Source organism: Microbacterium meiriae, assembly GCF_032364335.1.
Taxonomy (GTDB): domain Bacteria; phylum Actinomycetota; class Actinomycetes; order Actinomycetales; family Microbacteriaceae; genus Microbacterium; species Microbacterium meiriae.
This window is the reverse complement of sequence record NZ_CP133984.1, coordinates 316106-332285: the sequence shown is the minus strand read 5'-3', so window position 1 is coordinate 332285 and position 16180 is coordinate 316106. Positions and strand designations below refer to the sequence as shown.

The window sequence follows — 16180 nt, the reverse complement described above, 5'->3', positions numbered from 1 at the left end:
GTCAGGCCGGAGCGGGGGCGGCGTCGATCAGGACCTCGGCGGCGCGGCGAGCGTGCACGGCGGCCTCCGGGTCCGCACCGATCGCCGCCGTGCTCTGCGCCCCCTCGGCGAGGAGCGAGAGCTGGGCGGCCAGGCCCACCGGGGCGCCGGTCGCCGCGACGAGCTCCGCCATGTACTGCTGGAACGACGCCTTGTGCGCGCGGACGATGCCGGCGACCTCGGGGCTCGTGCCCCCGAGCTCGCCGAATGCGTTGATGAAGGCGCAGCCCCGGAACCCGTCGCTGCAGAACCAGTCCTCCAGGTAGCCGTAGACCGCAAGGAGGCGGGCGCGCGGGTCGTCCCCGCTCTGCGCCACGGCGGCGGTGAGCCCCTGCTCCCACTCGGCGTGCTTCCGCGTCAGCACCGCCGCGACGATGTCCGTCTTCGCCGGAAACAGCGAATAGACGCGCCGCAGCGACACCCCGGCGGCGGACCGGAGCTCGTCCATGCCGACCGCCGCATAGCCCTTGCGGTAGTAGAGCTCCTCCGCAGCGGAGAGGATGCGTTCGCGCGCCTCGTCTTCGGTCATGTCCAGAAGTCTACTTGACATGAGAACGAACGTTCTCTAGATTGATCACATCAGGCGAGAACGATCGTTCTCACCGGCATCGGAAGGAACACATCATGGGTTACATCACCGTCGGCACCGAGAACACCACCCCGATCGAGCTCTACTACGAAGACCAGGGCAGCGGTCAGCCCGTCGTGCTGATCCACGGCTACCCGCTCAACGGGCACAGCTGGGAGCGCCAGACCCGCGAGCTCCTCGCCCAGGGGTACCGCGTCATCACCTACGACCGCCGCGGCTTCGGACAGTCCTCCAAGGTCGGCTCCGGCTACGACTACGACACCTTCGCCGCCGATCTGAACACGGTGCTCGAGACCCTCGACCTCCGCGACGTCGTGCTCGTCGGCTTCTCCATGGGCACCGGCGAGCTCGCCCGCTACGTCGGCCGCTACGGCCACGAGCGCGTCGCGAAGCTCGCCTTCCTCGCGTCGCTCGAGCCCTTCCTCGTGCAGCGCGACGACAACCCCGAGGGCGTGCCGCAGGAGGTCTTCGACGGGATCGAGGCCGCCGCCAAGGGCGACCGCTACGCCTGGTTCACCCAGTTCTACAAGGACTTCTACAACCTCGACGAGAACCTCGGCACGCGCATCAGCCAGCAAGTCGTCGACGCGAACTGGAACCTCTCCGTCACCAGCGCCCCGGTCGCCGCATACGCCGTGGTCCCGACCTGGATCGAGGACTTCCGCGACGACGTGAAGGCCGTGGCCGCCGCCGGCAAGCCCACGCTGATCCTGCACGGCACGAAGGACAACATCCTGCCGATCGACGCGACCGCCCGCCGCTTCCGTCAGGCCGTCCCGGAGGCCGAGTACGTCGAGGTCGAGGGCGCCCCGCACGGCCTCCTCTGGACCCACGCCGACGAGGTCAACGCCGCCCTGACGCAGTTCCTGGCCCGGTAACCCTCGTTCGAATCGCCCGAATGGCCCCATTTCCTCCGGAGATGGGGCCATTCGGGCGATTCGAAGCGGCGGTCAGCCTCGCATCGCGACGCCGCGGCGCCAGTAGCCCATGAACGCGACCTGTGCGCGGTCGACGCCGAGGTCCTTCACGAGGTGCCGACGCAGCGTCGTCACGACACCGCTCTCGCCCGCGATCCAGAAGTAGCGGCCGGCGCGGTCGTCCTCACGGGGGATCTCCTCCCCCAGGCTCGAGTACTCGGGGGTCTCCCACAGGAGGTCCTCCCCCTCGATGTCGGTGACGCGGATCTCGTCCCCGGCGTCGTCGTCCCCCAGATACTCGAGCACCGCGGGGATGAGGCGAAGGCCGTGCGGCTCGCCGATGTCGCGCGGGAGCCAGTGCACGTCGACCCCGGCCGGCACGTCGATCGCGAGCACGTCGGCGGGCGACGGCACCTCGATGAACGCGACGCCGCGGAGGTCACGCGGGGCGTCCTCCAGGATGCGGGCGATGGCGGGGGCCGCGGTCTCATCGCCGACGAGGACCACCGAGGTCGCCGCCCCCGGCGCGTACTCCGCGCCGCCGTGCGCGACGACGCCGCGGCGCGGGCCGACCAGCCACAGCTCCTGACCCACCGCGGCGGTGCTCGCCCACCGCGAGGCCGGACCGGTGAGCCCCGGCTCCAGGTGCAGCACGAAGTCGATGTCGACCTCGGTGCGGCCGTCGTCGTCGACCCGCAGCTCGCGCACGGAGTAGGTGCGCATCGAGCCGCGCTCCTCCTCCGGGACGGACAGGTACGAGCCCCACCAGTCGTACGTCGACCGGTCGATCTCGGCGAGCACGCCGGACGCGGGCGGGAAGACGAGTTTGACCCGGCTGTCGTACACCTCCCCCGGCGTCCCCAGCTCGCTGAGCTCCTCGCCGCCGAGCGTCACCCGCACAAACGACGGGGAGACGCGGTCGACGCCGCGCACCTCGGCGCGGGTGAGGATGTAGGTCGGGCGCTCGGTCGTGGTGGATTCAGCGGACATGATGCCTTCCGATGGGGGTGACCATCGGCTTGCCGGAGACCGGGTCGATGGTGATCTGGTTGGGGAGGCCGAAGACCTCCTGCACGAGTTCGGCGGTGACGATCTCCTGCGGGGCGCCGATCGCGTGCACGCGACCGTCCTTCATGGCGACCAGCTCGTCGGCGTAGCGCGCCGCGAGGTTGAGGTCGTGCAGCACCATGACGATCGTGGTGCCGCGGGCGACGCTGAGGTCGGTGAGCAGGTCGAGCACCTCGACCTGGTGGGCGACGTCGAGGAACGTCGTCGGCTCGTCCAGCAGCAGGATGTCGGTCTCCTGCGCGAGGGCCATCGCGATCCAGACGCGCTGCCTCTGACCGCCGGAGAGCTCGTCCACGCTGCGGTCGGCGAGGTCGCTGATCCCGGTCGCGTCCAGGGCGTCGGCGACGACCTCGTAGTCGTGCGCGCTCCACCGCGACAGCGCCCGCTGGTGGGGATGACGTCCGCGACCGACGAGGTCGGCGACGGCGATGCCCTCGGGGGCCACGGGCGACTGCGGCAGCAGGCCGAGGATGCGCGCGACCTCCTTCGTGGGGCGGGCGTGGATGGACTTCCCGTCGAGCACGACCTCCCCGTCCCCCGGCGACAACAGGCGGGCGAGGGCGCGCAGCAGCGTCGACTTGCCGCAGCCGTTGGCGCCGACGATCGTGGTGATCTTCCCCGGCGCGATCTGCAGGTCGAGGCCCTCGACCACGGTGCGGTCGCCGTAGGAGAGGGTGACCCCCTCGGCGGACAGGCGGTGGGCGGCGGTCACAGCGAGCCTCCGGTGCGGTTGGTGCGGATGAGCAGGTAGATGAGGTACGGCGCGCCGACGACGCCGGTGACCACGCCGACCGGGTACCGCGCGCCGAGCGCGAACTGGGCGATGAGGTCGCCGCCGAGCACGAGCACCGCGCCGACGAGGCCGCTGGGCAGCAGCAGCGTGGCACCGGGACCGGTGAGCCGCGCGGCGATGGGTCCCGCCATGAACGCGAGGAACGCGATCGGCCCGGTGGCGGCGGTCGCGAAGGCGAGGAGGGCCACGGCGCCGAGGATGAAGACGAGGCGCGTGGCGGTGACCCGCACGCCGAGCCCCGCGGCGGACTCGTCCCCGAGCTGGAGCGTGCCCAGCGCCCGGCCCTGCGAGAGCAGCAGCGGCACGAGGATCGCGGCGGCGATCGCCATCGGCAGCACCCGCTCCCACGACGCGTTGTTGAGGCTGCCGGTGAGCCACTGCATCGCGGTCTGGATGTCCCAGTTCGCGGCCCGGGACAGCAGGTAGGAGATGACGCTCTGCAGCATCGCCGCGACGCCGATCCCGATGAGGATGAGGCGGGTGCCCGCGAAGCCGCCCTTGATGGCGAGGAGGTAGATCGCCAGCGCGGTGACGAGGGCACCGACGAGCGCGAGCAGTGAGACGGCGGGGCCGTTGAGCGAGAGCACGACGATGCCGAACACCGCGGCGGCGCCGGCCCCGTTCGAGATGCCGATGATGTCCGGCGAGGCGAGCGGGTTGCGCAGCATGGTCTGGAACGTCACGCCCGCCATACCGAACGCGAGGCCGGTGAGGACGGCGAGGACGGCGCGCGGCAGGCGCAGGTCGCCGACCGTGAACGAGGCGCCGGGCACCGTCTCGCCGAGGATCACGCGGACGACCTCGTCGAGCGGGTAGAACGTGTTGCCGACCATGAGCGCCACCGTGAAGAGCACGACCACGACGACCCCGAGCGCGAGGGTCACCACCGCGTGACGGCGGTGGCGTGCCCGGCGGCCGGCGATGATGCGCGCGGTGCGGGCGGCGGCGGACTCGTCGCCGCGGACGAGGGTGTGCTCGGTCGTGCTCACAGCTCCCGCACCTTCTGTCGGCGGACGATCCAGATGAAGAACGGCGCCCCGATGATCGCCGTGATGATACCCACCTGGATCTCCTCGGACGACGGCGAGATCACGCGTCCGACGATGTCGCTCGCGGTGAGCAGCGCGGCGCCGGCGAGGGCCGAGAACGGCAGCAGCCAGCGGTGGTCTGTGCCCACGAGCATCCGGCACATGTGGGGGACGATGAGCCCGACGAACCCGATCGGCCCTGCGATCGCTGTCGCCGCGCCGGCCAGGATGACCGCACCGAGGGCCGACAGCATCCGGGTGCGTAGCACGTGCTCGCCGAGACCCTTGGCCATGTCGTCGCCGAGGGCGAGGGAGTTCATGCCCCGTGCGCACAGGAAGCAGATGAGGGCGCCGACCGCGAGGACCGGGGCGGTGATCGCGATCCGCGGCCACTCCGCCCCGCCGACGCCGCCGATCTGCCACGACTGGAACGTCTGCAGCAGGTCGACCCGCGGCAGCATGACCGCGCTGATGAGCGAGGCGAACGCGGCGGAGGTCGCCGCCCCCGCGAGGGCCAGCTTGAGCGGGGTCGCCCCGCCACGGCCGAGGGAGCCGACGGTGTAGACGAACACGGCGGCCGCCGCGGCGCCCACGATCGCGAAGGCCATCTGCCCGTAGGGATTGCTGAGCCCTAAGAACGCGATGCCGAGGACGACCGCGAACGAGGCGCCGTTCGAGACCCCCAGGATGCCGGGGTCGGCGACGGGGTTGCGGGTGACGGCCTGCATCGTCGCTCCCGCGAGGGCGAGGGCCGCCCCCACGAGGAGCGCGAGTACCGTGCGAGGGATGCGCTTGACGACCGCGGCCTGAGCGATGGTGTCGGTCTGGCCGGAGAGCGCCGCGAGGATGTCGTCGAGGGTGACCGCCCGCACCCCGAACGACACCGAGAGCACGACGAGCACGAGGATCACACCGACCCCGGCGAGCATCCAGAGGGTGCGTACCACCGCCGGACGCCGCAGGGTGGCGGCGTCCGGCGCGAGGACGGGTGCTGAGATCACGACGACTCTCCGCTGGGGGGCGGACGCGGAGCTTACTTCGCGAGCGGCGCGGCGAGGATGGCCAGGTAGTCCTCGAGACCCCACGGGATCGACAGCGCCGACGGGTTCGCCGACGCGGCGATGGGCGTGGCGTCGGGAAGGATGGCGACGCGGCCCTCCGCGATGGCCGGGATCTTCGACAGCAGCGGGTCGGCCTGCAGCGTGGCGAGGGTGGAGTCGTCGCCGTAGGTCACGAGCACGTCGACGTCGTCGAACTTCTGCGCCTCCTCGGCGCTCACCTCGAGGTAGAACTGCTCGCTGTCCTTGTTCTCCTCCACGATCGCGGGGAACGGCAGGCCGAGATCGTGCAGGTAGCCGGGGCGCGTGTCGGCCGCGGTGTAGTAGGTGATGACGCTCAGGTCACTCGGGTCGAAGAACGCGAAGATGACCTTCTTGCCCTCGAGCGCGCTGTTGGCCGCGAGGGCGGCGTCGGCGTCGGCGTGCAGGTCCTCGATCAGGGCCTCGCCCTCAGCCTCGAGCCCCAGGGCCTTGGAGTTCATCTCGACCATGTCGTCGACGGACGTGCCCCACGCGACGTCGGGGTAGGCGACGACCGGGGCGATCTTGGAGAGCGTGTCGTACTCCTCCTGCGTGAGGCCGGAGTAGGCGGCGAGGATGACGTCGGGCTCGGTGTCGGCCACGGCCTCGTAGTCGATGCCGTCGGTCTCGTCGAAGAGCACCGGGGTCTCGCCACCGAGCTCGTCGAGCTTCTCCTCGACCCAGGGGAGGATGCCGTTGTCGTCGTCGTCGCCCCAGGTGGCCTTGCTCATGCCGACCGGGACGATGCCGAGGGCCAGCGGCACCTCGTGGTTCGCCCACGCGATGGTGGCCACGCGCTCGGGCTTCTCGTCGATGGTCGTCTCGCCGTAGACGTGCTCGATGGTGACGGGGAACGCGTCGTCCGAGGCCGGGTTGCCCCCGGTGGTCGCGGTCGACTCCGGCGCGGAGGACGAGCAGGCGGACAGCGTCACGGCGAGCGCGGCGGCCGCGCCGAGGGCGAGGAGTCGAGAGGTGCGCACAGGCGTTCCCTTCGGGATGGGAGATGGGGTGTCGACGCGAGAGCGTCCGGCCTTTGGTAAGCCTCGCCTAATCTAACACGGAGGTTAGGGCTGCCTCACTCCCGTTTCGAATCGCCCACCTTGTCCCATCCGGCGCCCGGATACCGCAAAGTGGGCGATTCGAAGGTGTCGGGGCAACGAAAAAGCCGGCCGGACCCGTACGGATCCGGCCGGCTTCAGGAAGTCAGCGCACGCTCAGAGAGCGCGGATGTTCGCCGCCTGCATGCCCTTGGGGCCACGCTCAGCGTCGAATTCGACCTTCTGGTTCTCGCGGAGCTCCTTGAAACCGGAGCCGGCGATAGCCGAGTAGTGGGCGAAGAGGTCTTCGGTGCCGTCATCGGGAGCGATGAAGCCGAAGCCCTTCTCTGCGTTGAACCATTTCACAGTGCCAGTGGCCATGTGTTTTCTACTTTCTGTTGACCGGCCGCTCGAGCGGCCTGCATCATGCCGATGATCCGACATGCATGCTCGGTCACGCTACCACGGCCGACTGACCGGATGCCGCCTCTTCGGCCGTGCGATGGGCGAGCGCCGCCTCGGTGCGCGTGCTGACACCGAGTTTGCGCAGCACCGCCGAGACGTGCACGCTGACGGTCTTCACACTGATGAACAGGCGCTCCCCGATCTGGCGGTTGCTCAGGCCCTCAGCGATCAGGGCGAGCACCTGCCGCTCCCTGGCCGTCAGCTGCTCCGCGTCAGCCTCGCGGGGTCCGGACGGACGCACCCCGGACGCATCGCCGAACCGTGTCAGTGCCTTCTGCAGCGGCACGTGGCCGAGTCGCTCAGCGATCGCCGTCGCCGCGGCCAGCACGGCAGCCGCCTCGGCGCGCTCTCCCGCGGCGACGTGCAGCCGGGCCCGCTCGAGCCGGAGCACCACCCGGAACGTCACCGGAACGTCGTCCCCGTCCGCACACACCAGCGCCTCGTCGACCACCGCCGGCTCCGGTTCGAGAAGGGCGTGCAGCACCGTCGACCACGCGTCGTCCTGGAGTTCCGGCGGCTGCGCCTCCCAGGCCGTCCGCACCGCCGCGGCCGCCGCCTCGACGTCCGCGCCGCCCGCACGCAGCGCCGTCACGAGGGCCCCCGCCTCCAGGAGCAGCCGCCGCTGATGCAGCAACGCCGGACGCTCGTCCTCCAGCATCGCCAGGATCACGTCGAGCGCTCCGCGGAGGTCGCCCTGACTCTCGGCGACGGCGACCTGCATCGTGATCCGGTCGTACCAGATCTGCCGCTCCGAGACCCCCGTCTCCTCGAACGCCGGCAGCCACTCCCGCAGGGTCTCCGCGGCTTCCGCGGCCCGGCCCCGCCAGGCGAGCACCCGCACCCGGGTCATGCTCACGTACATCCGGAACACCCGCAGCGTGCCCTGCAGGAAATCGCGGGCCAGCATGTCCTCGACCTGGTCGATCTCCCCGAGCTCCAGCAGCGGCACGATCATGTTCTGCGCCATGATCGAGCCCGAGGTGCGCTCGACGCGGAGCTCACGGGCTCGCCGCAGACCCTCCTCCGCGACGGCGACCGCCTCCCGGTAGCGGCCCAGCAGCGTCAGCAGGTCGGAGTAGTTGACGCGGTAACGCATCTCGGCCGTCGATCCGGCGGCGAGGTCGCGTGCCCGTCGGTACTCGCGCACCCCCTCCGCGACCCGTCCGAGGTGCGCCAGCGACCCGCCACGGACGTTCGCGGCGATCGAGAGCTGGTCCGTCGTCGGGGCGCCCGCCGCCCGGCGCTCCGCCTCGTCGGCGAGGCGGATGGCCTCCTCCCGGTCACCCGCGATCATGCGACGACTCGCGAGCTGATTCAGCAGTTCCGCACGGAACACGTCGTCGTCGACCCGCTCGGCGAGCGCCAGCGCCTCCTGAAGCAACGGGACGGCTCCGAGACGCCCGAGGTTGACGAGGTACAGCGCCTTGTTGCGCAGCAGCCGGGCGTGCAGTCGCGGGTCGACCGTCGCCGCGTCGACCTCGCTCAGCGCGACGTTGGCGACCGCGAGCGCGCGCTCCCCGTCGCCGGCGTTGCGCAGGACCGACCCGAGCACGTGGAGGAGGTCGAGACGCGCGAAGCCCGTCGCCTCCGCCGCGTCCGGCACGAGCGGCCAGAGCTCGAGGACGAGCTCGCCGAACCGCGCCGCGCTGGCGAAGGCGTACTGGGCCTTCGCCTGCCGCATGGCGTCGGCGGCGGCCGCGATCGCACGACGATCGTCCTGCGCGAGCTGCCAGTGGTAGGCCGACGCCGCCGCGTCGTCGCCCCCGCCCTCCTCCAACGCCTCGGCGTAGGCCCGGTGCAGCCGCGCCCTCTCGCCGGGGAGCAGATCGCCGTGCACGGCCTCCCGCAGCAGAGCGTGGCGGAACCGGTAGTCGTCCTCGCTGACGACGATGATGCCGCTGCGCACGGCCTCACGGACGGCATCTTCGACACGATCTTCCGGAAGTTCGACGAGGCGCAGCAGCAGCGGATCCGTGAGCGGCCGCTCGGCGCCGGACATCACCTGCACCACCCGGCGCGCGTCGTCGCCCAGGCGGTCGAAGCGGGCGAGCAGCAGGTCGCGCAGGCTCTCCGGCAGGGGACCCTGGGCGCACCCGGCGATCTCCTCGACGAAGAAGGGGACGCCCTCCGCGCGCACCTGCAGCCGCTCCAGCGCCGTCGCGGTCGGCGCGCGTCCCGTGATCTGTGCGACCAGCTCGCCGACCGCATGATCGTCGAGGCGCGGCACGGTCATCCGTTCGAGCAGCCGCGCCCTCGTGGCCTCGCCGATGAACCGGCTCACCGCGTCGCCTCGGCGCACATCGTCGGTGCGGCAGGTGATGAGCAGCAGGAGGCGGCCGCGGTCGAGCGTGCGCAGCAGGAAGGAGAGGATCGCGAGGGTCGAGTCGTCGGCCCAGTGCAGGTCTTCGACGACGATGACCTGCGGCGCCGTCTCCGTCGCGGCCTCGATGAGAGATGCGATGGCATCGCGCAGGCGTTCGGGACTCGTGCGGTCGCGGGCCGCGGGCGCGTCGATGAGTTCGGGCAGCAGCATGCCGAGAGCCTCGACGCCCACGCCGACCGCCTCGCGCACACGCTCCGCGCCCAGCCGCTCCACGATCGAGCGGAGGATGCCGGCGAGCGGGCCGAACGGGGCGCGGGAGGTGCCGAGGTCGAGACACCAGCCCCCGTGCACGTCGGCCGCGTTCGCGATCTCGGCGCCGAACTCCCGCACCAGGCGGGACTTGCCGATCCCCGCCTCGCCCTCCACGAGCAGCGCGGCGGGCACACCCTGGCGCACGCCGTCGAACAGGCGCCGCATCCCGGCGAGCTCGGCATCACGCCCGACCATCGCGGCGGTGGGGGCTGGGGCCATGGACCCATCGTGCCACTGCCCGCGGACATCCGGAGGGCCGGGGAAGGACAGGACGACGCCGTCCGTCATCGGGCGACGGCCGGATCGCACGCCGCTGTGCGCGGAGCCTGCGGCGCCGACGCTCGCCCGCGTCCGAGGCGCAGCAGCCGGCGCAGCGGACCCGCAGGACGCGGCACGATCTGGTCCGCGTGCTCGATGAGCATCCGGCGACGGGCGACCGCGCGCTCGATCTGCTCCTGCTCGAAGACGGTGACCTGATGGATGAGGGAGGGGTGCTCGAACATGATGTCTCCTCGACGGTTCGGTGTATCCCTACACTCCGCTCTGAGGTGCCCCCTCGACATCGGACGGATGCCCTATCTTCCGCGCCCTCTCCCCACCGACCTCCCTACGCCGACGCAGGCTCCCGCGCCGCATCAGGCTCCTGGTCCACCCACCCGCCTGAGCCCGCGCGAACGCCTGCCCTCCCAGAGCGAGCGCCGCGTGGACGGACGAGCCCCCTCCGGCACGAGGATCGCGAGCACCCGCACGAGCGTCGTCATCCACAGCAGTCCGAGCCCGACGACGACCGCCTCCACCGCGGTCACCGGGAAGAAGCCGAGCGGCCGCCACAGCAGCACGGCCCCGACCACGAGCACCCCGACGGCGACGGAGGTCACCACGAGGGCCAGGGGCCGACCGGGGACGATCAAAGTCGTCGCCGCGGCAGCCCCGAGGAAGAGGAGCAGCGCCGCGACGGCTGCGATGTCGTGCGGCACGGGGGCTCGATACAGCGGCAGGAGCCCGACCGCGGCGAGAGCGAGTCCGGCCGCCCACAGCACGACCACGGTCGCGATCCGGGACAGCGCGTGGTCCCCGAGCAGCCGATGCAGATCGCGACCGATGTACGAGCCGACGGTGGCGATCAGCAGCCCGGCGACGACGAGGGTGCCGTTGAACGCCCACCCCACCCCGAGCTGCGAGAAGTTCTCCTCCCACCACCGGGGGTCGACGGCGGTCACCATCGCGAACAGCGTGCCGATCACGAGGAACCCGAACAGGAGCCCGGCGAGGTCCGCGGTCCGGAGCCCGATTCCCGCACCGAAGGCGAGTCGTCCGCCGACCGCGGCCGCGACTCCCGTGAGCAGCCCGCCGCCGATGGCTCCGAGCGCGAGGCCGCACAGGCCCGCCGCGAGCACCTCGGCCGTGAGCAGCACACCCATCGCCGTCACCGCCCCGAACGCGACGGTGAGGGCGGCGGCCGAGAGGCGCGACACGACCCGTTGCCAGCGCGGCATCGCGGCTGCCTCATCGCGACGGTGCAGGAGAGTGCTGACGACGAAGGCCAGGGCCGCGACACCGCCGGCGACCCCCGCAGCGGGCAGCGCCAGTCCTCCCTCACCCGTCAGCGGCCGCGGCGGGCCGGCGAGGAGCAACGCCCCAGCGAGAGCTCCCCCGACGAAGCAGACCACGGTCGCGAGCACGGCACGCCCCTCACCGCGCAGACGCTCCCTCGTGTCCATGCGCCCATGCAAGCACGCCCCTCCGACGCCCGCAGCCCTCACACGCGACGAGGCCCGGGCCGCGCGCAGCGGTCCGGGCCTCGAAGAGGATGCGTCAGGCGTCCACGTCACCGCGCCAGGCGCCGGTCTCGACGCCACGGCCCTCGATGAACTCCTTGAAGTTCTTCAGGTCCTTCTTCACCGCGTGGGATCCGGCGCCGACCAGGGCACCGACCTTCTCCAGCAGTCCCTCCGGCGCCCAGTCGAGCTGGACGGTCACACGCGTGGTGTTCTCGTCGATCTTGTGGAACGTCACGACGCCCGCGTGCTCGGTCTCGCCGCCGACGCTGTTCCACGCGACGCGCTCATCCGGGTGCTGCTCGGTGATCTCGGCGTCGAACTCACGCTCCGCGCCCCCCACGTTCACCTTCCAGTGCGTGTGGGTCGCGTCGATCTGCGTGATGGAGACGACCTCGTCGAGGAACTTCGGGAAGCTCTCGAACTGCGTCCACTGGTTGTACGCCGTGCGGACGGGAACGTCGACGTCGATGGTCTCGATGATCTGCACCATGGGGATGCTCCTCACTTGTTCGTCGTTCGTGTGCTTCCATTCAGCCCGCTGCGGGCGAGATCGGCGATGGGGTTGACATCGGCGCGACTACCGTGGAGGTCATGCGCATCCCCGCCGCGATCCGCGCCTCCCAGCGCTCCCCCCTGCTGCAGGTGGTGAAGTCGGCCGCGGCGACCATCGCCGCGTGGCTGATCGCGGGCTTGATCTTCCCCGGGCAGCTGCCGGTGTTCGCCGCGATCGCCGCGCTGCTGGTCGTCCAGCCCAGCGTCAACCAGTCGCTGTCGAAGGCGCTGGAGCGCAGCATCGGCGTGATCGTCGGCGTGGTGATCGCCGTCGGCCTCGGCCTGCTCCTCGGCTCGCCGAGCTGGATCGTGCTGCTCGCGATCGTCGTCGCGATGCTCGTGGCATGGATCTTCCGGGCGTCCCCCGGCACCGGCAACCAGGTCGCGATCTCGGCGATGCTCGTGCTGGCGCTCGGGTCGTCGAGTCCGGAGTACGCGGTCGCTCGGATCGGGGAGACCCTCATCGGGGTGGTGATCGGCATCGTCGTGAATGCGCTGATCGTGCCGCCGGTGCTCGTCGAGCCGGCGCGGCGGGATGTGGGGCTGCTCGGACGGGAGCTCGCCGCGAGCCTCGACCGCCTCGCGGACGCCCTGCCCGCCCCGCAGACTCCGGCGCGGCTGCAGGAGCTCATGCTCGAGGTGCGGCTGCTGCGACCCATGAAGGACGCCGCCGAAGCCGCGATCGCCGCCGGGGAGGAGTCGCTCACGCTGAACCCCCGGCGCTCGACCCACCGCGCCGACCTGCAGGAGCTGAGGGCGCTGCTCGACCGGCTCTCGCCCATCGTCACGCAGACCATCGGCATGACCCGCGCCTACTTCGACCACTACGACGACCGGCTCGGCGAAGAGCCCGCGGTGGCCGCGATCGCCGAGCAGCTCCGCCGGGCCGGGCACGACGTGCGTCTCGCGGTGCAGACGACGGCTCCCGCCGCAGAGCCCGAACCGCTGACCTCCGCCATCCCCGCGCTGACCGCTCCCCTCGTGATCCGTCCGCCGTCCTCGCAGCACTGGATCCTCATCGGCTCCCTCATGGAAGACCTCCGTCGCATCCGCGGCGAGCTCCTCGACGAGGACTGAGCGCCGACCCACCCCCTTTCGCCCCTCCCGGCCCCCTCTGTGCGTCCGCAGCGGGCCGGGACGCACCGAAAGGGGTGGGTCGGCGGGGTTACCCTGGCGGGATGACAGTCGAGGAGGCGCTGGCGGAGCTCGCGGCGCTGGAGGACCCGAAGCAGCGCGCGGCGAACGAGAAGCGCGGCGACGACCACGGCATCAACCTGAGCCGCATGCGCGCCCTCGCGAAGCGCATCAAGACGGACCAGGCCCTGGCGCGGGAGCTGTGGGCGACCGGCGAGACGTCCGCCCGGCTTCTGGCCCTGCTCGTGTGCCGTCCGGCCGACTTCACCGCCGACGAGCTCGACACGATGCTGCGCGAGACGAGGCCCCCCAAGGTGAACGACTGGTTCGTGAACTACGTGCTCAAGAAGTCGCCCCTCGCCGAGGAGCTGCGCCGGCGCTGGTTCGACGACGCGGATCCCACCGTCGCGTCCGCCGCGTGGTCGCTGACGACGGTCCGGGTGACGAAGGACGCCGACGGTCTCGACCTGCCGCACCTGCTCGACCTGATCGACCGCGACCTGCAGCAGGCCCCGCCGCGCCTGCAGTGGGCCATGAACGAGACCCTCGCGAACATCGGCATCTTCCATCCGGACCTGCGGGGACGGGCGGTGGAGATCGGAGAACGGCTCCAGGTGTTGGCCGACTACCCCACCGCCCCCGGCTGCACCTCGCCCTTCGCGCCCCTCTGGATCGGGGAGATCGTCCGGCGTCGCGAGGGCTGAGTACGCTGAGCGGATGAGCACGCACATCGCCGCGGAACCCGGTCAGATCGCCCCCGTCGTCCTGTTCCCCGGCGATCCGCTGCGGGCGAAGTGGATCGCCGAGACCTTCCTCGACGACGCCGAGCTGTACTCGGAGACGCGCGGCATGCTGGGCTTCACCGGCACCTGGGAGGGGCATCGGGTCTCCGTCCAGGGCTCGGGGATGGGGCAGCCGTCGATGGCGATCTACGCGACGGAACTGTTCACGGAGTACGACGTGCAGACGATCGTCCGGGTCGGATCCTGCGGCGCGCTGACCGAGAAGCTCGCGGTCCGCGACATCATCATCGCCAACGGCGCGAGCACCGACTCCGGGATCAACCGCGTGCGCTTCCACGGCCTCGACTACGCCCCGCTCGCCGACTTCGCCCTGCTGCGCGCGGCGGTGGAGGCGAGCGAGTCGGAGCCGGTGTCGTCCACGGTGCACGTGGGACCGCTGTTCTCGAGCGACCAGTTCTACAGCACCCGGCCGGAGCTCACGGAGCCCTTCGTGCGGCACGGCATCCTCGGCGTCGAGATGGAAGCGGCAGGGCTCTACACGCTCGCCGCGTTCCACGGGCGCCGCGCCCTCGCGATCTGCACGGTCAGCGACCACATCGTCACCGGCGAGGAGACCACGACCCAGGAGCGCGAGCAGACGTTCGGCGACATGGTCCGCATCGCCCTCCGCGCAGCGACCTCGGTCTGAGACTGGCCCCCTCGTCGAGTAACGTTATACACTTCACAGGTCGCGCGGCGCCGGGGACGACCGCACAGGGCGGTCGCTGCTGCGCGCGATGAAGACGACTGGGGAGAACCATGGCCACGCAAGATCAGCTCAACACGCTTCTGGCGGACATCGAGCGCGACATCAACGGATTCATCGGGGCGTCGATCGTCGACCTCGAATCAGGGCTGCCGCTCGCCTCGAGCTCCGTCCGTCCGGACTTCGACCTCGAGGTCGCGAGCGCGTTCAACAGCGAGATCGTGAAGAACAAGAAGCGCACGATCGATGCCCTCGGCATCGATGGCGAGCTCGAGGACATGCTGCTGACGCTGAACACGCAGCTGCACCTGCTCAAGATGCTCGACGACGATCTGTTCATCTACCTGGCCGCCGATCGGCAGGCCACGAACCTCGCCCTGCTGCGCTCCTCGGTGAACCGCCGGGTCGCCGCCCTCGGCGCGTGATCCATGAGGCCGTGGGGAGCGGCCTCGGGAGAGGGCGACAGCGAAAGACCGGTCCCGGGGAGCGGACGATGAGGCGCCCCCGGCGCCGACGGACCGACCTGCCTCAGCGGTACCGGGTGATCTTCGCCGGTCCGGTGGGCGCGGGCAAGACGACCGCGGTCCGCGCTCTGAGCGACGTCGCGCCGGTGGACACCGACGTGCCGATGTCGTTCGCGAGCGGTGACGGCAAGACCACCACGACGGTCGGGCTCGACTACGGGACCTGGCGGCCGACGCCCGAGGTCTCCATCGCGCTCATCGGCATCCCGGGGCAGCAGCGCTTCGCGTCGGCACGGCAGCGCGTCTCGATCCCGGGCACCCGGGTGCTGCTCTGGCTGCGCGGCGACCGCGACACCCTCGTCGTCGACGCCGAGGAGTGGCTGGACGTCTTCGCGGGCGAGGAGCATCGCGTCGTGATCGCCGTCAGCCACACCGCCGGACGAGCGATCGGCGATATCCGGCGCGCGCTCGCCGCCACTCTCGCGCGACACGGCATCCCCGCCTCGCGCGTCCTCGCGGCCGACGCGCGCGACCGCGACAGCGTGATGCGTGTCGCCGGCGCCGCTCTCGATCTTCCGGAGGAGAAGCCATGACCGGACCCGCCCGGCGGCACGACGCCGCCGCGACGCCCGATCCGTCCCGCATGCACCCCGACGTCGCCGGCAACTGGGCCCTGTGGTCGCGCATCGTCGGCCCGTCGGCGCAGACCCGTCTGCAGCAGTTGGAGGAGCGCTTCCCGGAGCTGACGACCGCGGTCCTCGGCACGGCCGACGGCCTACACATCGCCTCGCTCGGCGTCGACCAGGACGGCGGCGAGCAGCTCGCGGCGATGAACGGCTCCCTGTTCGGGGTCGCGCGGGCCGAAGCCGAGATCATCGCCGGCGGGACGGAGCCAACCCTGTCGGCCATCGTGTCGCTGTCCATCGGAGAGAACCAGATGGCCCTGCTGAGCTTCATCCTCGCGCCGTATGGCCAGCTCCTGCTCTCGGTGTCGGCCTCGTCGTCGCAGCTCGGGACCGTGATCGTGCACGCGCGCTCCACGGCGTACGAGCTGCTCACCGCGCTCGGGGTCACGGGATCGGCGACATGACGCAGATGGGATGATCGAAGC

General features: G+C 71.2%; 18 protein-coding genes. 7 read left to right on the top strand and 11 right to left on the bottom strand.

From position 1 onward, the window contains the following. Position 1 precedes the first annotated feature (1 nt). Complete coding sequence (locus tag RI211_RS01565) at positions 2-568, bottom strand: TetR/AcrR family transcriptional regulator (RefSeq protein ID WP_315638168.1); 567 nt, start codon at positions 566-568, stop codon at positions 2-4. A gap of 95 nt (positions 569-663) precedes the next feature. Here RI211_RS01565 and RI211_RS01560 point away from each other — a divergent pair, with 95 nt between their 5' ends. Next, on the top strand, positions 664-1506 hold the full coding sequence (locus RI211_RS01560; protein ID WP_315638169.1) for an alpha/beta fold hydrolase: 843 nt from the start codon (positions 664-666) through the stop codon (positions 1504-1506). A 72-nt stretch (positions 1507-1578) separates the two neighbouring features. Here RI211_RS01560 and RI211_RS01555 read toward each other — a convergent pair whose 3' ends face one another. The 10 genes from RI211_RS01555 to RI211_RS01510 form a co-directional block, all read right to left on the bottom strand. Next, the gene (locus RI211_RS01555) at positions 1579-2535 is read right to left on the bottom strand and encodes a siderophore-interacting protein (protein ID WP_315638170.1); all 957 of its coding nucleotides are present in this window, start codon (positions 2533-2535) and stop codon (positions 1579-1581) included. After that, positions 2525-3325 (bottom strand): ABC transporter ATP-binding protein, encoded by an 801-nt coding sequence (locus RI211_RS01550; protein WP_136051913.1) that lies wholly within the window; start codon positions 3323-3325, stop codon positions 2525-2527. Before RI211_RS01550 ends, RI211_RS01555 begins: the two co-directional genes overlap by 11 nt. Continuing rightward, the gene (locus RI211_RS01545; RefSeq protein ID WP_315638171.1) at positions 3322-4395 is read right to left on the bottom strand and encodes a FecCD family ABC transporter permease; all 1074 of its coding nucleotides are present in this window, start codon (positions 4393-4395) and stop codon (positions 3322-3324) included. Before RI211_RS01545 ends, RI211_RS01550 begins: the two co-directional genes overlap by 4 nt. Continuing rightward, positions 4392-5435 carry a FecCD family ABC transporter permease gene (locus RI211_RS01540; protein WP_315638172.1) on the bottom strand — a complete coding sequence of 348 codons (1044 nt, stop codon included), beginning with the start codon at positions 5433-5435 and terminating at the stop codon, positions 4392-4394. The genes RI211_RS01545 and RI211_RS01540 overlap by 4 nt, the downstream gene beginning before the upstream one ends. 32 nt (positions 5436-5467) lie before the next feature. Further along, the gene (locus RI211_RS01535) at positions 5468-6493 is read right to left on the bottom strand and encodes an iron-siderophore ABC transporter substrate-binding protein (RefSeq protein ID WP_315638173.1); all 1026 of its coding nucleotides are present in this window, start codon (positions 6491-6493) and stop codon (positions 5468-5470) included. A gap of 234 nt (positions 6494-6727) precedes the next feature. Further along, positions 6728-6931 carry a cold-shock protein gene (locus RI211_RS01530; protein ID WP_025104028.1) on the bottom strand — a complete coding sequence of 68 codons (204 nt, stop codon included), beginning with the start codon at positions 6929-6931 and terminating at the stop codon, positions 6728-6730. A gap of 73 nt (positions 6932-7004) precedes the next feature. Then, complete coding sequence (locus RI211_RS01525) at positions 7005-9869, bottom strand: helix-turn-helix transcriptional regulator (protein ID WP_315638174.1); 2865 nt, start codon at positions 9867-9869, stop codon at positions 7005-7007. A 65-nt stretch (positions 9870-9934) separates the two neighbouring features. Continuing rightward, positions 9935-10153 (bottom strand): hypothetical protein, encoded by a 219-nt coding sequence (locus RI211_RS01520; protein ID WP_187663032.1) that lies wholly within the window; start codon positions 10151-10153, stop codon positions 9935-9937. 132 nt (positions 10154-10285) lie between these two features. After that, on the bottom strand, positions 10286-11371 hold the full coding sequence (locus RI211_RS01515) for a DUF998 domain-containing protein (protein ID WP_315638175.1): 1086 nt from the start codon (positions 11369-11371) through the stop codon (positions 10286-10288). 94 nt (positions 11372-11465) lie between these two features. Further along, positions 11466-11921 carry an SRPBCC family protein gene (locus RI211_RS01510; protein WP_187663031.1) on the bottom strand — a complete coding sequence of 152 codons (456 nt, stop codon included), beginning with the start codon at positions 11919-11921 and terminating at the stop codon, positions 11466-11468. A 101-nt stretch (positions 11922-12022) separates the two neighbouring features. Here RI211_RS01510 and RI211_RS01505 point away from each other — a divergent pair, with 101 nt between their 5' ends. From RI211_RS01505 to RI211_RS01480, 6 genes are all read left to right on the top strand, one after another. Further along, complete coding sequence (locus RI211_RS01505) at positions 12023-13060, top strand: FUSC family protein (RefSeq protein ID WP_315638176.1); 1038 nt, start codon at positions 12023-12025, stop codon at positions 13058-13060. Positions 13061-13161: 101 nt separating this feature from the next. Continuing rightward, the gene (locus tag RI211_RS01500) at positions 13162-13821 is read left to right on the top strand and encodes a DNA alkylation repair protein (RefSeq protein WP_292794062.1); all 660 of its coding nucleotides are present in this window, start codon (positions 13162-13164) and stop codon (positions 13819-13821) included. Between the two features lie 13 nt (positions 13822-13834). Continuing rightward, positions 13835-14548, top strand: coding sequence for a purine-nucleoside phosphorylase (gene deoD, locus RI211_RS01495; RefSeq protein ID WP_315638177.1), 714 nt, complete (start codon positions 13835-13837; stop codon positions 14546-14548). A gap of 110 nt (positions 14549-14658) precedes the next feature. Further along, a complete protein-coding gene (locus RI211_RS01490; RefSeq protein WP_187663027.1) occupies positions 14659-15030 on the top strand; it encodes a roadblock/LC7 domain-containing protein in 372 nt (123 codons plus the stop codon). A gap of 68 nt (positions 15031-15098) precedes the next feature. Continuing rightward, the gene (locus tag RI211_RS01485; protein WP_315638178.1) at positions 15099-15662 is read left to right on the top strand and encodes a hypothetical protein; all 564 of its coding nucleotides are present in this window, start codon (positions 15099-15101) and stop codon (positions 15660-15662) included. Further along, a complete protein-coding gene (locus tag RI211_RS01480) occupies positions 15659-16159 on the top strand; it encodes a roadblock/LC7 domain-containing protein (RefSeq protein WP_187663025.1) in 501 nt (166 codons plus the stop codon). The genes RI211_RS01485 and RI211_RS01480 overlap by 4 nt, the downstream gene beginning before the upstream one ends. Positions 16160-16180 lie beyond the last annotated feature (21 nt).